The sequence below is a fragment of the Spirosoma oryzicola genome (assembly GCF_021233055.1).
Classification (GTDB): Bacteria; Bacteroidota; Bacteroidia; order Cytophagales; family Spirosomataceae; genus Spirosoma; species Spirosoma oryzicola.
This window is the reverse complement of the sequence record NZ_CP089538.1, coordinates 62,752-78,802: the sequence shown is the minus strand read 5'-3', so window position 1 is coordinate 78,802 and position 16,051 is coordinate 62,752. Positions and strand designations below refer to the sequence as shown.

5 protein-coding genes are annotated in these 16,051 nt (G+C 48.3%); 3 read left to right on the top strand and 2 right to left on the bottom strand.

Features of this window, described 5'->3' with window-relative positions:
• Positions 1-108: 108 nt before the first annotated feature.
• The 3 genes from LQ777_RS00295 to LQ777_RS00285 all read left to right on the top strand — a co-directional run bounded on the left by LQ777_RS00295 (position 109) and on the right by LQ777_RS00285 (position 5,052).
• Complete coding sequence (locus LQ777_RS00295) at positions 109-2,421, top strand: T9SS type A sorting domain-containing protein (RefSeq protein ID WP_232560528.1); 2,313 nt, start codon at positions 109-111, stop codon at positions 2,419-2,421.
• A 46-nt stretch (positions 2,422-2,467) separates the two neighbouring features.
• Entirely contained in the window at positions 2,468-3,910 is a 1,443-nt protein-coding gene (locus tag LQ777_RS00290; protein WP_255720818.1) for an MOP flippase family protein, read from the top strand.
• A 248-nt stretch (positions 3,911-4,158) separates the two neighbouring features.
• Positions 4,159-5,052: a cupin-like domain-containing protein gene (locus tag LQ777_RS00285; protein WP_232560526.1), complete on the top strand. Its 894-nt coding sequence runs from the start codon at positions 4,159-4,161 to the stop codon at positions 5,050-5,052.
• Positions 5,053-5,209: 157 nt separating this feature from the next.
• Here the strand turns inward: LQ777_RS00285 and LQ777_RS00280 are convergent, their stop codons facing one another.
• Together LQ777_RS00280 and LQ777_RS00275 are read right to left on the bottom strand one after the other, a co-directional pair.
• A complete protein-coding gene (locus tag LQ777_RS00280) occupies positions 5,210-9,280 on the bottom strand; it encodes a non-ribosomal peptide synthetase (RefSeq protein WP_232560525.1) in 4,071 nt (1,356 codons plus the stop codon).
• Positions 9,281-15,970 carry a polyketide synthase gene (locus LQ777_RS00275; protein WP_232560524.1) on the bottom strand — a complete coding sequence of 2,230 codons (6,690 nt, stop codon included), beginning with the start codon at positions 15,968-15,970 and terminating at the stop codon, positions 9,281-9,283.
• Positions 15,971-16,051 lie beyond the last annotated feature (81 nt).

Sequence of the window (16,051 nt, the reverse complement as noted above, 5' to 3'; positions counted from 1 at the left end):
CTGCTATAATCAGCAGACTTTTCCGATAGATTCTATTGATCAGACCACACTTTGCTATACACTAAGATGACTGATTGGCTGACCTACCGCATCAACCTATCTGTACCAATGAGAAAAAGTATTTTGACAGTACCAGCTGCGTGTATTGCGTTATTGATTTTTGCCCGGTCGGGAGAACCTAAAATTCCTCACTCAGCAACGTCAATGACCATGAACTCGGCCAGCAAAATACCGATGGACCCTAAGCGCTGGTATCAGGTAAATAACGTAAGCAGCGGTCTGGAAGGACTTTTTGATGGAATTACGGACGAAAGTGTCAACACGGGCTGGAGTAAAATATTGTCTAATTACGATGCTTATTACCCGCTGCTTGACGGTGAAACAATGAGCATCGAAAGCATTCGCTTCTACGACGGCGCGGGTACCAACACGGATGCGCCCATGACCTTATCGATAATAACGGATAAGTGGGAGCGAATTCCTATCGCTCGTTTTGTTGGCGATCGGTACCAGTCCTGGGTAGGTCCAAACCCCGATCAACTGGACGAATTTAACCTAAAAACACCAATTACCGGCGCACGCTATTTGGTTATCAATACGTCAGGCTCTTACCCAACAGAAATGGAGCTCTATGGCGTCTATCAACCAAGTCAACGTCAGATCACCGCTCCTACGGTCCGCGCCACACCCTTTCGGCAATCCTTGGGTGTCAATGTATTCGAGTGGAATTTTGAAGAAGGTAGTTCTCCCTGGAAAGTTGAAGATAGCCGTGTTGAGGCAATGAACGCTTTTTCGTCGGTTCGCCATTACCTCGACTGGGAAAAGCTGGAATCGCAGAAAGGCAATTACACATTTAATCCATCCGGTAGCGGTAGCTGGAATTATGACGCGATCTACGAACGCTGCCAGGCGGAAGGCATTGAGGTGTTAGCCTGCTTAAAGACAATTCCAAAGTGGTTGGAAACAACGTATCCCGAAGGAGAACGCGACTACGAAAACGTACCAGCCCCGTATGGCAGTGATTTGCTATCACCCAATTCATACATCGATCAGGCCCGGTTAGGTTTTCAATTTGCCGCTCGGTACGGTAGTAATAAAAAGGTAGACCCCTCGCTGGTAAAGGTAAGCAATGTAAAAACCTGGGCGGGCATCAATGAGGTAAAAATAGGGTTAGGCTTGATTCGTTACGTCGAGTGCGAAAACGAACGGGACAAAACCTGGAAGGGTAGAAAAGCGTACCAATCGGCTCGTGAATACGCTGCTAACTTATCCGCTTTTTACGATGGTCATAAAAACACACTCGGTTCGGGCGTAGGCGTAAAAAATGCCGATCCATCCATGACTGTGGTCATTGGCGGTCTGGCGGCCTCAAGCACTGACTATGTCCGGGGTATGGTTGACTGGTGTCGCGAGTTCAGAGGCTACCTACCCGACGGTCGAATCAATCTTTGCTGGGATGTCATCAATCAGCACTTGTATGCTAACGATGCCAAATCATCGCAAAACGGTGGTGGAAGCCGGGGTGCGGCTCCCGAATTATCCGGCGTTGGTGAGCAGGCGGCAGCCTTTGTCGCTTTATCGCATCAGCTAGCCCATGATATGCCCGTCTGGATCACCGAAGCCGGTTATGATGTCAATCAGGGCAGCCCATTCAAGGCAATTGCGATTGGCAACAAAAGCGTTCTGGAAACGCATGCTGACTGGACTTTGCGCACAGCGCTACTTTACACACGGGTAGGTATTGACCGGTTATTCTTCTACCAGCTTTACGACGACAATATTCAGAACCCAACTCAGTTTAGCTCGATGGGTCTGGTAAACAGCGATAAAACGCGCAAGCCTGCCGCTGACTACCTCTACCAGACTCACCGACTTTTAGGCGATTACCGCTATAAAGAAACAATCAGTACTGACCCTCTGGTCGATCGCTATGAACTGGATGGCCGTTCAGCGTACATGCTGGTCATTCCCGACGAACGAGGTCGAACCGGCATCTACCAGTTATCGGTGAACAAGGGTGATACAGCACAACTCTACACGCCTAAAATAGGAAGTGATGTGATGAGTCAAACCTCATTACTTAGTACGACAGGTACTGTTACGGTGCAGGTGAGCGAAACGCCCGTATTTGTTGTGACCTCTTCGGATGCGAAGGAATCAGGAGATTTAGGAAATGTACAGGTTTATCCAAACCCCACTACTTCCTTTGTCAACTTAGTTATTGAGAATGGCTCAACAGCTGACGTAGATATAACGGTCTTCGACAGCGCCGGCCGACAACGTACGCGAGTAAATTTTCCCAAGTCAGGCCGTACATTCACCGAGAAAGTAGATCTGGCTTCATTGCCCTACGGTGTATATCTGCTTGACATACGACAGGGCAAAGCACGAACAGTAAAAAAAATTATCAGAAACCGGTAGGATCAATTATACCGTACCCTACCCAGACTAGTCAGTAGAATACCGCATGAGTAACACGAGCAAGGCAATGAACGGTGGAAAGTGGATTACAATCGCCACGACCATATCGACCGTCTTTCAATTTTTACAGGTAGCATTACTAGCCCGTTTATTAGATCCTTCTGCTTTTGGGATTGTCAGCATCAGTACGTTGATCATTAGTTTCTTTCAGATATTTTCTAATCTTGGTTTTTCCAATTCAATTATCTACAAGCAGGAAAGCGATCAGAAAGTATTATCAACTTTGTATTTCTTGAACTTATTCGTTGGTATTTCTATATTTATCGTTATTCAATTTACCTCTCCTTTTATTGTTTCCTTTTATCATGAACCAAAACTAGAACGGGTTCTTCAATTTTCTTCATGCTACTTTATAATTGTTTATTTCGGACAACTTTATCTATTCATCTTAGAGAAAGAATTAAAATTCAAATCGGTCGCTATAATCGATATCGTCGGCACTGTTATTGGATCAGCAGTAACGGTAATACTAGCCTACAGTGACTATGAGGAATTATCGCTCATTCTTGGCTCTCTTGCTATGCAGCTTGTCAAGGTTGTACTGCAAATAGCGTTTGGTATTAAGTATTTTATTCCAACGTTATCATTAGACTTCAATAACATACAGGAACACTTAAAATTCGGGATTTATAATCTGGCGGATGGATTACTCGGTTTCACTCAGGCCAATTCTGACAATATTTTTATTGGCGGCATGTTGGGTGTCAAAATGTTGGGATACTACACAATTGCTTACCAACTAGCGGTATATCCTACTGGTAAATTGAATCCGATAATCCTACAAGTTGCTTACCCGATATTGGCTAAAATGAAGGATGACACGTCTGGTTTAAAAAAATCGTACTTGAAAATTCTTGATTTTATTAGCTATTGCAACATGCCGTTACTTGCTGGACTATTCATTACAGCAGATAGCGTGGTACCGCTGATTTATGGTCCTGGTTGGGATAAAACAGTTGATTTGATTCAGGTTTTCGTCTTTGTTGCTATTCTCTCGTGCCTGAGCCATCCTTTGTTTACACTAGCTTTCACGAAAGGAAAACCAAACTTACTCTTCTATCTTAATCTCGCAACCCTGGTCGTAAAAATACCTTTGGTATACTGGCTGGGTACTTATTGGGGCGTTATGGGTATTGCTGTTGCCTTTTTATTAGCCACCTTGTTTAATCTGATCGCTAACTTCTTACTAGTTCAACACCTGATCGGCGATTTTTTTGGGAGCTTCCTCCGAAGTATTGCAAAACCGACCATCTTCTGTCTGATTATGGTATTGGTCATTTATATTTTTAAGCTCTTTGTAAATACCCAAGATCTTACCAATACAATCGTAGAAATAATTATTGGTGGATTGACGTACGCAGCCTTAACGCTATCGTATAAAATCTCTTTTGATGAAATAAAAACGTACCGTCAATCGCTAACTAGTTAGTTTATTCTTTAAGAAGCTAATTAGTTACAGACAGACAAAATTAACCAATACACTACTTTCATAAATAAACAAGCACTGTTAAAAATAGAGCAGCTGTCTCATCTTTTTCACACTCACTGGCGACAATTTATTTCACGTAATAATCTAGTCATTTTTTATGTGAAATAGTACGTGTAAATTCTGTAATTTGGTCTCATAGTACTGAAAGTATATTTATAATGCAACACTAATTTCTTTCTGGAAACAGTATGAATGTTCAACTAAAAGTCAATCAGTCTACAAAAAGTCTTATTACGGAAGTTGATAAGCGCAGTAATATTTCAAGAGCAGAGCTTATAAAAGAATACATTGAGCCTGCGATTCCGGTTGTCTTAACAAATGCCACTAAAGACTGGAAAGCAAGGAATAAATTTAACCCGCAATTTTTTAAGGATAATTACGGACATATAACCAAAGAAATTAAGGGCAAGACCTATACTTTACCCGAGTATATTGATTTGATGCTGCAATCGACCCCGGAGAAGCCAGCGCCTTATCCCTTTAATTTCAATATTGAGCAACGCGCTCCCGAACTGCTCGACGATTTAAAGCCCGAAGTAATTTACGCTAAATCGGACCGGATAAAAAATCCTTTACTACCCAAATTTATGCTGCGGGGTACGGAGGTTTATGAACTCTTTTTTGGCGGAAATGGCGGCCATTTTCCTTTTTTGCATGTAGATGCATTATTTCTGCATACGCAAATTACTCAGTTGCACGGCTCAAAGGAATTCATCCTTTTCCCTCCCGAGCAAACCGCTTTTATGTACCCAAGAGAAGACAATCCTAAAATTTCTCAGGTCAACGTTTTCAATCCAGACCACGATAAATTTCCTCTTTTTCGGCAAGCTAAACCCATACGAGTGACCGTTGAAGAAGGAGAGACTATTTTGTTCCCCACAAAATGGTGGCATACCACGCAAATTCACGAACCGTGTATTTCGCTGGGACGGGTTCATCTGAATGCTTCAAACTGGAACGACTTCGCGAACGATAATTACCAATCCCTGAAAACATATCGTCCTGGCATGGCTGTCCCAGCGTTGGTCTATACCAAGGTGCTAGGACAACTCATTAATTTACAGGAAAAAATCAGCGTGTAGTTTTCCTCATAGACTCGAGCCGGTTGGCTATAGTATCAGTTTCAAGGTGCTGATACTATAGCCAATCGGCTCGAATTACATTTAAGAAGCGAATTTTATTACTTCGCTCGCTTCATTAGCCACGAAGGCAGTCTTACTACCGACTTACTTATCCGACCTAATCATTATCCAGCGCCTTTTGCAATACCTGGGCGAATACCTTGTCGTTGGGCGGCAACAGCATCATTTGATGATCACCTGGTACTTCGTGCACGCGAACGCCTTTTAAGGCGTATTTCTTCCAGCCCAGGAATTTGTTATCGTCAACAAAATAAAGCCGGGTCTTCGCTTTGAAAAGGTCAACAACTCCGTCGTAAGGCTTCATTTTGTAGTTCTGATACGCAATCTCGTGCTTCTCGACAATGAGGCTTAGCAGATCGAATCCTTTTTCGGGCTCTGGCTCCTCCCGCAAGCCAACAACTTTTAGCAACGAGTTGATCTGCCGCTCAATATACTGCTGCTGGTAGCGAATAGTAGGAATGGGCTGTACCAGCAATGATTTGGTAAACCACACTACCTTGGGAAACTGCCGCCGTATCTTACGGGTCCACCGGTTTATCAACGAGTAGTTTGCCTCCCACTCCTGAGCGTTTGTATCAAGCATCGCCAACAGCTTCACTTCTTTACCCATCGCTTTTAGCTGGCGGGCCATTTCAAGCGCCACGTAGCCTCCAAACGAGTAACCAGCAATGGCGTATGGGCCGGTAGGATTCTGCTCCAGGACTTCCGAATTATAAAATTCGGCAATCGATTCCATCGTGTCCAGTGGTTCGTCGATACCGTCTAACCCTCGTGCCTGCAAGCCGTAGATGGGTTGTTCGGGGTCCATGTTAGCCAGGAAGCTACTGAAATTCAATAGGTTTAGTCCGATGCCGTGAATAATGTAGATCGGAACTTTGCTGCCCTGCGGTTTAATAGGGACCAGGGATTTCCATTTGGTAGCGGACTTGTTTTCCTGAAATAGCTGGGCAAGCTTATGGATGGTCGGGTACGTCATCAGTGTCGACAAGGGCAAACGCCGACCTGTTTCTTTTTCAAGCCGTGTCATCACCTGTACCGCGATCATTGAGTGACCACCCAACTCAAAGAAATTGTCATGAATACCGACCTTCTCCCGACCAAGCGTATCAGCCCATATGGCAGTGATTAGCTTCTCGGTGTCTGTTACAGGCTCCGTAATGCCTTTGCCCGCCGACCGTAAAGCACTGTTTGGCTTGGGAAGTGCCTTTCGGTCAATTTTTCCGTTTGGTGTAACGGGAAACTCCGTCAAATAAACAAAATCCGACGGTACCATATAATCAGGCAAAACCTCCTGCAACTTCGTTCGCCACAGCAATACCTGGTTCGTGAAGGCTTCATCGGTACTTGGCGATTTCAGTACCAAATAAGCAGCCAGCCGTTGATCGCCAGGGCGGTCTTCACGGGCAACGACTAACGCTTCTTTAACGCCATCTAATGCTTGCAACGCCTGCTCTACTTCGCCTGGCTCTACCCGATAGCCTCTAATCTTGATCTGTTGATCACTGCGCCCCAGGCAATGTATTTCACCATTAGCCATGAATTTTCCGAGGTCGCCAGTGCGGTACATTTTTACCGGCTTAGAGCCAGCAAACGGATTCGGAACGAATTTTTCTTCCGTCAATTCAGGCCGGTTGAGGTAACCGCGCGCTACCCCATCACCGGCGATGTATATTTCACCAACGATTCCTTCCGGCTGCGGCTTTAGCTGCTCGTCGAGAATATAAACCTGCGTGTTGTTAATCGGCCAGCCAATGGTGATAATCTCGTCGGTAGCCAGAATCTGTTTACCGGTCGAATAGATCGTCGTTTCTGTCGGCCCGTACATATTCCAGAGCGTATCGCACCGTGCCGTAAGCTTTTGGGCCAGATCTTTCGACAACGGTTCACCGCAGCACAAAACCTTTAAGGGTAATTTCTTTTCCCAGCCTGCAGCCAGCATCATCTTCCAGGTTACTGGCGTCGCCTGCATGATCGTTATTGGCTGATCAGGTCGGCCTGCGTTCGTTCGCACAGGCTCGTCAAGTTTGTCCAACAGCGCTCGCCCATCTTTAGCCGTCTCAGAGTCAGCCAGCACAAGCGTAGCTCCCACCAACAAAGGCAGGTATAATTCCAGACCAGCTATATCGAATGATACTGTAGTAACCCCCAGGAGCACATCATCGCTGGTGATACCAGGCAGCGTGATCATACTGTATAGCAGGTTAACCAGATTCTCGTGTTCAATTAATACCCCTTTGGGACGGCCTGTCGAACCAGACGTGTATAAAATATAAGCCAGATCCTTACCCGAAACAGTTGTATAAACTTCGGGGTGAGAGGGTGCGGCAGAAGTAGCCAACAACGAGTCGATCAGTACTTCTTTAGCCTGATGCTCAAGTCGTCCAGCGTATTTCTTTGAGGTAATCAACAGCCCCGCCGACGAATCGCTCAGCATAAAAGCAATACGATCCTGCGGATAGGTCGGGTCGATAGGTACGTAAGCGGCTCCCGCCTTGAGAATGGCTAGCAAAGCAATAACCAGTTCCGGGGAGCGGTCCAGCACTACGCCCACGACATCACCAACGTTTAGTCCGCCCGCCTGCATTGCCCGAGCCGCCTGATCTGCTTTTTGATGCAGCGTCTGATAATCCAGCGAATGTCCGTTTGCGATAAGTGCTGTTTTTTGAGGAAAGGCAGCCGCAGTCTTCGCTAGTAGCTCGTGTAAGGGTGTGTTTCGTGGGTACTCAGCGGTAGTATTGTTCCAATTAGCCAGTTTCCGCAGCAGGTCGCTTTGATTGGTTAGTGGAATTTGTTCAATGCAAATCGATGGGTCCGCTACTACCGCTTTCAGCAGGCTCACAAACTCCGCCATCATCCAGTCGATTGTACTTTTCTGGAATAACTGCGTGTTGTATGAGCATTCTATAGTCAATGACGTTGCAGACGAGCCACTTACGTTGACCGACAAATCAACCGTTTCAAATTCGCGCGCATTGCTAATTAGTTGATGTTCAAGACCGTAAAAATCAACCCCGCTGTCCAGACCGATATCTACGTTGAAAATAACCGGCACTAAGGGCACCCGTGATGCGTCGCGACTGATCGGTAGTTTTTTCAGTAAGCTACCGAACGTTAACTGCTGATGCTCGTAAGCGTTGAGTACCTCCTCTTTCCGCTGACGCAGAAAATCATCGAAACGTTGACCAGCCTGGATGGTACTTCGCAGCGGCAGTAGATTTACGCAGTGACCAACCAGACGCAGATTACCCGTAGCCGATTGCCCTGCTGCCGGCAGCCCCAGTGTAATATCCTGCTGACCGGTCAGGCGGTGCAGCAGTGCTTCAAAGGCCGCCACCAACGTAGTAACAAAGCTGCTGCCCGCTTTTATACCCATTTGTTTGACAGCAAGCACTAGGCCATCGTCCAGCGGATAATCACGGCGACTGCTTTTGTACGTCCGTAAAGCTGGTCTTGGAAAATCAGTGGGTAGGTCTACTACGGGAACCGTCTGGCTGTACTGGTCTATCCAGAACGTCTCGATCTGACGATACCGACTACTCTTTTCAAATGCCTCCTGCTCAACTGCGTACCGGCTGTACGATGCAGGTTCTGGCAGCTTAGGCGCTACATTCTGAGCGTAAGCGGAATACAACGCGCTCAGGTCCTGTAGAATGATGCCCATCGACCAGCCATCACAAACAAGATGATGCGCTGTCAAGACAAGCTGATGTTCTGAATCCGATAATTTAATCAGTCCCGCCTTAATCAGAGGGCCATTCAGCAGATCGAAAACGTGTAAAGCATCCTGTAGTAAGTAGGACGAAACAATTGCCTTTTTCTCTTCCTCCTTCTGCTTTGAACAATCAATGTAGTCCGCTTTGATGGGCGACACCTGAAAGACGCAAATCTGTCTGCCATCAGCGCTAAAAGCAGAACGTAACGCTTCGTGCTGCTGGACAACGGCCAGCAAAGCGCGCTCTAAAGCTGACTTATCTAACGAACCCTGTAGCTTAAGTGAGACCGACTCATTGTAGGCTCTATTAGCGTCGTCACCGCCCAACTGACAGGAGGCCCAGATTTCCTCCTGCGATTCAGTAATCGGTGCTAACCGTAGCAGCTCAGGACCGGCAAATGGATCAAAGTCAACTTCAACAAACGTTATATCGGTCTGTGTATCACTTCTCACCATTTAAATCTCGGTTAATTTGACTTGTAAATATTTACCAGGTTGTTCGGGATTAGGCACAAACCAGGCCGGGTTTCCGGTCTTATCCCGCCCCAACCGTGCTCCCTGAACGGGAGGAAAAGCGCCTTCGCCAGCAACTTCTACACTGGCCATCTGCACCCGACTGGTAAGCGTCAATTTAGCGTCCAGAAAACCGGCCTCAATCAATTCGTTTACGCTTTTCGAAAACCGATCAACGATTGTATCTATCTCTTTATCCGTATGAGCTTCTGTCAGAAAACAAGGGAATCCGTCCCAGATATGGATTCCTTTTTCGCGCATAAGCGTGAAAAGCAGTTCACCGTAAGCTACCTCTTCTTTAAACTTTATTTTCCACAGTGATCCAAACTGAACGACGACCAGTGGAATTCTTTGCCGGTCAATAATACCGTTTAAAGCATCGGCTAACCGCTTTGTTTTTAACGTAAGCCCTTCCTGCAAGGATGGCCCCTTCTTTTTCATGTATTGCAACGATGCGTTAGCGGCTGCCAAAGCGAGTGGGTGACGCACAAATGTTCCCGCGAAATAAGTGACGCCCGCTTCAGGCGCTGAATTGTCCCCGTACTGCCAGAAACCACCATCAAGCGCATCCATAAACGTTCGCTTACCCGCGATAACGCCGATTGGCAAACCAGCCCCTACAACTTTACCATACGAAGCCAGGTCAGCTTTGATACCAAACAGCGCCTGCGCTCCGCCAGGGTGCGTTCTAAAACCTGTAATTACTTCATCAAAGATCAGCGCGGTTCCCGATGCCGCCGTGATTTTACGTACTTGCTTGAGAAAGTCAATGGGTACAAACTCAGGCCGACGGCTCTGCACAGGCTCCACCAATACAGCGGCTAATTCGTGAGCGCGTTCCCGAATAATCTGCAAGCTTTCTTCCGTACCGTAATCCAGGATCAGCATATTCTGAACGGATTCGGGCATAATACCCGGCGCTGCCGGAAACGACTTCAGCTTTTTGCTACCGCGCACCAGCACCTCATCAACGATACCGTGGTACGATCCCGAAAACGCAACGATCAAGGACCGACCCGTAACCGTGCGCGCAATGCGCATCGTCCCTAGTACCGCTTCCGAACCTGTGTTGCACAAAGCAGCCCGATCCGCACCCGTCAGGTCGCAAATCAGTTGGCTCACCTCGCCGGCAAGTTCGTGCTGAGGGCCTACCTCATACCCGTTTTCGATCTGGTCGTGCAGGGCTTGCTTGATCATCTCCGGCTGATAGCCAAACATGTTGGAGCCAAACCCATTGAGGGCGTCAATGTACTCATTGCCATCAATGTCCCACAAATGACTTCCCTTGGACCGATTCACGACCAACGGATACACAATTTCCTTCGTCAATGGCCGGAAGCCCGATACGACCCGTGGGTCTGCCATGTGCGAACGGTGCTCCTGCGCGAAGGCTTTACTCTGCTTCGTCTTCTGATTGTACCGGCGGGTCAGTCGATCTAGAAAAAAATGCTGTTCATCGGTCAATTCAGCAATCTGACGTTCAATTTTAGCCGTTGCGCCGAACGGTTTTTTATGCTCAATCTGCTCTTCGGGAGTTAGTTCAGCCGCAGTAACGTGGACTGGTTTTGCCGGAGCAGCTTTGGGTAGAGATGCGGTTTTTGCTGGCGCACTGGTCGCTACGACTGGCTGTGGTACCGGAGCCGGTGACATGGCAGGAACTGGTGAATCGCCCTGCATGAGCGCGACTTGTTTCGCCAGCAACTGAAGCTGTTGAGCGATGAGACCCAGTGCCGAATCGTTGGCCGAAAGAGGTATCTGAACGGAAGCCGTTACGGGAGTGGTATGGGTATAGCTCGGCTGAGCAGGAGCCGCTACGGGTTGTGGTACGGGAGTTGGCGTTTCTTCAGCCGGTAACGCCTGATCGAGATAGGCAGCCAGCAGTTCCGGTGTGCTATACTCATTCGTCAGCTGCCGAAAGGTTACGGGTAGGTCAAACTCTTTCTTCAGTGTTATCGCAACCTGCGTGAGTAGTAATGAGTCAAGACCTATTTCAAGAAAACTCATGTCAGGCGTCACCCCGGTCATATCAATACCGGATGCGTCTTCTAGTAGTTCGTTGATCTTACTAATCAACGTGTCTTTTCTCTTAGCCATTTGATTCATGTGTGAATAAGGTAGATATGCGTCGGAAAGGGTGTGTTGCTGCGTTACAGGCAACATCAACTCAACCGCTGGGTCAACCCAGCACCGTTTTCGATCAAAAATGTAGGTGGGCAAGTTTACTTTTCTCCGCTGCTGTCCTGCGTAAAATGCATTCCAGTCCGGTTGCAAACCGTTTAGATAAAGCTGCCCAAGCGTGGTCAGAACAGCCTGATACGCGACCAGTGTATCGGGTTGATTGACCAGACCCGCCAATACGGGAATCGACTTTTTGCCGGTTTGCTGTCTCGCCAGAGTAGCTGTAACGTGGCCGGGACCAACCTCCAGCAAAAGCGGGTTCTCCAGATCAACCAGGGTAGCCACAGCGTCCATGAAGCGTACTGTCGCCCGTAAGTGGTTCGCCCAATAAGCCGAGTCGGTAGCCTGCGCATCGGTTAGCCAGGTACCCGTGACGGTTGATACGAGCGGCTTCTGAGGGCGATTCAGCGAAACGGTTTTTACAACCTTCTCGAACTCGTCAACAACCGGATCCATCATTGACGAATGGAACGCGTGACTTGTTTCAAGCGGTTGATTGATAATTTCCTGATCATCGAGCAGACGAACGAAATCGGCTATATGTTCATCGGGGCCCGCTACTACGCATAGTTTCGGACTATTCACAGCCGCCACAGAAAGGCTCGCGGGCATCATGGCCTGTAGCGTTGCAACATCCATGCGCACAGACAGCATACTACCACGCGGTTGTTCGCTGACCATTTTTCCACGGGTAGCAATCAGTGTCAGTGCATCGGACAGCGAAAAGACGCCAGCCAGATGAGCGGCCACAAACTCGCCAATGCTATGCCCACAAAATACAGTCGGTTCAATACCCCAACTCATCCATAGTCGAGCCAGCGCATATTCGGTAACGAACAGGGCGGGTTGCGTATAGCGCGTATTTCTCAGACGATGTTCGGCGTCCAAATCCGCAGTTTGCGGGTAGATTACCTGCCGAATATCGCCTTCAATAAGTGTAATCAACAACTCAGCACATTCGTCAACCGCCCGGCGAAATACAGGCTCATGTTCGTACAGCATACGACCCATGTTGAGAAACTGCGCTCCCTGCCCTGGAAACATAAAGACCACCTCGCCCGGTGTCTCTTTGAGCGTTTTGGCCGTTGAAGAGATGGCCGTAGTGGAAGAAAGTTTTTCGACTAATTCGGTATTGGTTGAGGCTACCGCAAATCGCCGATGATTGAAGTCGGGTCGCGTTGTTTGTAACGTAAACGCTACGTCCGCTAATGCTAATTCAGAATTTTGATGAATTTCCCCGGCCAAACGATTACCGTAAGCGTCACGACTCACCGGCGATTTAGCAGACCAGGTAATCAATTCTACAGGTCGCTCTGTACTAGCGGGTGCTGGTACAGCCTGCGTGAATTCTTCCAGAACGATGTGTACGTTGGTTCCACCCACCCCAAACGAGCTTACGCCAGCCCGTCGCGGCTTGTGCTGACGAACACCCGTTAAAGTCCAGTCCGTTAGTTTCGTGTTGACGAAAAAAGGACTATCCGTAAAGTTAATAGCCGGATTAGGCGTGGAGAAATTAAGCGAAGCCGGAATTTGCTTATGGTGCAGCGCCAGCGCGGCTTTGATCAATCCTGCAACACCAGCCGCCTGTGTCAAGTGACCCATGTTGCTCTTGAGTGAGCCAATCGCGCAATACTGCGTTTCTGGCTGCTCACCAAACGCAATCGTCAAGCCATCAATTTCTATCGGATCACCAAGGGGCGTCGCGGTTCCGTGTGCCTCTACGTAGCTAATGGTAGCCGGATCAACAGCGGCATCGGTCAAAGCCATTGCAATGGCACCAGCCTGACCTTCCGCGTTCGGAGCCGTAAAACTGCCTTTACCAGCGCCGTCGTTGTTGACGCCAACTCCTTTGATAACGGCGTAAACGGTGTCGCCATCCCGCTGTGCTGCTTCCAGGTTCTTCAACAACACGACGCCCGCGCCATCACTAAAAACAGTTCCCTGCCCCTGCGCATCAAATGACCGGCAATGCCCATCCTTGCTAAGCATTGCCCCTTCCTGATAAAGATGGCCGCTGTAGATTGGCGCGGTCACGGTAGCGCCACCTGCCAGCGCCACGTCGCACTGCCCGCTACGAATGCTTTGAACGGCCTGTGTTATAGCGAGTAGCGACGTAGAGCAAGCCGAATACACGCTAACGGCTGGACCTTTGAGATTCAACTGGTAAGCCGTACGAGAAGCTATGTAATCTTTCTCATTCAGCGTCATAACCTGAAACGCGCCGATTTGATCGACCAGTTCTTTGTTGGTCAGCACGTTGTTCAGGTAATACGTATTGTTTCCGCATCCGGCAAATACCCCAACACGCCCCCCGTAACGTTGCGGCAAATAGCCGGTTTGTTCCAGCGCTTCCCAGGCAATCTCCAGAAAAATGCGCTGTTGCGGGTCCATTAGCTGAGCAACCGTAGGCGGCAACCCAAAAAACTGTGGATCGAACTGATCGGCGTTGTCAATAACTCCCCTTGCTTTTACATACAACGGATCGTTCTTAAGCTTGTCCGGTATCGTAGCATCCAGTTCATCATCTGTGAAGAATCGCGTTGTTTCGCGACCTTGCTTCAAGATTTCCCAAAACTCATTGATGGTCGTTGCACCCGGAAAACGACCTGCCATACCGATCACAGCTACATCAGCCTGATTAGCTGGCCGATCCGCTTTTTCTTCCCCTAAACGGGTAACTGATCCCGTAAATCGAGGTTGCAGGTAGTGCGTGACTCCGGCAACGGTCGGGTACTGGTAGAGCTTTGTTATAGGCAACGTGTGTTGTGCCTGCTTTAAAGCGGCAACCAGTTTCTGAGCCAACAATGAATTGCCACCTAGCTCAAAGAAATTATCGTCCAGACCGACTTTATCCAGTTGGAGTAAGTCGGCCCATATGCTGGCAATTTGCTGTTCGACCCCTGCTTTCGGCTTACGGTACACTACCGCCAGTTCAGGGCGTTTGCGCTCAGGGATCGGCAGTTGCTTCTTGTCAACTTTCCCGCTGCTGGTTTTCGGAAAATCCGCCATCCAGACAAAAGCCGACGGCATCATGTACTCCGGTAACCGCTGCTCGAGCTCTTTTCGGATAACCGACTTATCAACAGACTCAGCGCTGGCAACAAGATAAGCGATCAATTGCTTTTGACCACCTACGGCTTCACGAGCCACAACGACTGCTTGTTTGACACCATGAATCTGGTTGATACTAACTTCCAGCTCACCTAACTCGACGCGATGGCCACGAATCTTCACCTGATCGTCCCGACGGCCCAGAAATTCAATCGTTCCGTCGGGTTGGTAGCGGGCCAGATCTCCCGTGCGGTAGATACGCATTGTCCCCTGCTCCGGAATAGCCAGCTCGACAAATTTTTCTTGCGTCAACTCCGCCTGATGCAGATAACCTTCGGCCAAGCAGTCGCCAGCAATCAGGAGTTCGCCAGCCTCACCGTCGGGTAGTAGTGTCAGTTGTTCATCAGCAATGAACAGACCGACGTTATCGATAGCTTTACCAATTGACGGCAACGAAGGCCACTCGCTGGGATTACCCGCTAGTTTTAGCTGGCTTACGACGTGGCACTCAGTTGGGCCGTACTGGTTGAATAACACACAACCGGGCAGTGCCGAAAAGAAAGCGATCAATTGGGGAGTAACCTTCAACTGTTCACCTGCCGTCATCACTTCACGCAATGATTTCGGAAAACGCTGCGTAGTAACGGCAACTTCGGCCAGGTATTGAAGCGCCACAAACGGCAGAAACAACCGGTTTATCGATTGCTCGTCAATAAATGCCAGCAGTGCGTTTAAATCCAGTCGCAACGCTTCATCGATCAACATGAGCGTTCCGGCAGTACTTAGCGTAGCGAAGATTTCCTGAAAGGAAACATCAAAACTCAGGGGGGCTAATTGCAGCGTCCGTGTACCAACGGTAGCCTCTGAATTGTCAGCCTGCCAAGCCAACAGATTCAGGAGCGGCCCATGACCCATACAAACGCCTTTAGGCTTGCCCGTTGATCCTGAAGTATACAGAACGTAAGCCGTACTATTGGCCTGATTAGCCGACAGAGCCGTAGTGCTCTTATCCGCATCCGAGACAACCCGAAGTCCTAAGCGTTCGAAGAGTGGCGCATCCTGTGGTAAGGTTATACAGGTTCTCACCCCCGAATCCGAGCAGATTTGCTGCAAACGCTGTTCCGGATAAGCTGGATCAAGAGGTAGATAAGCTTTTCCGGCTTTTAGCACAGCGAGTACCCCGATTACCATTTCCAGGCTTCGGGTACTACTCACGCCGATTAGCTCAGCACCAGGATCTATCGTTAGAATAGCCTCACATACAGCATCCGCCTGGTCGTTTAACTGCTGATACATTACGCTTGTATCGCCCAAAATTAAGGCAACAGCATCGGGATACGTATCAGCCGTATTTTCAACGAGTTGATGAACAAACTGCGGGGCGAAACGACTCTTGTTTTCCATGCTAGTCAGCAGCTATAGCTATCTAATCCTTAAATACGTCACTAATAGCAGCGTATTTTCTTTTCTACGCTTTTACACCGT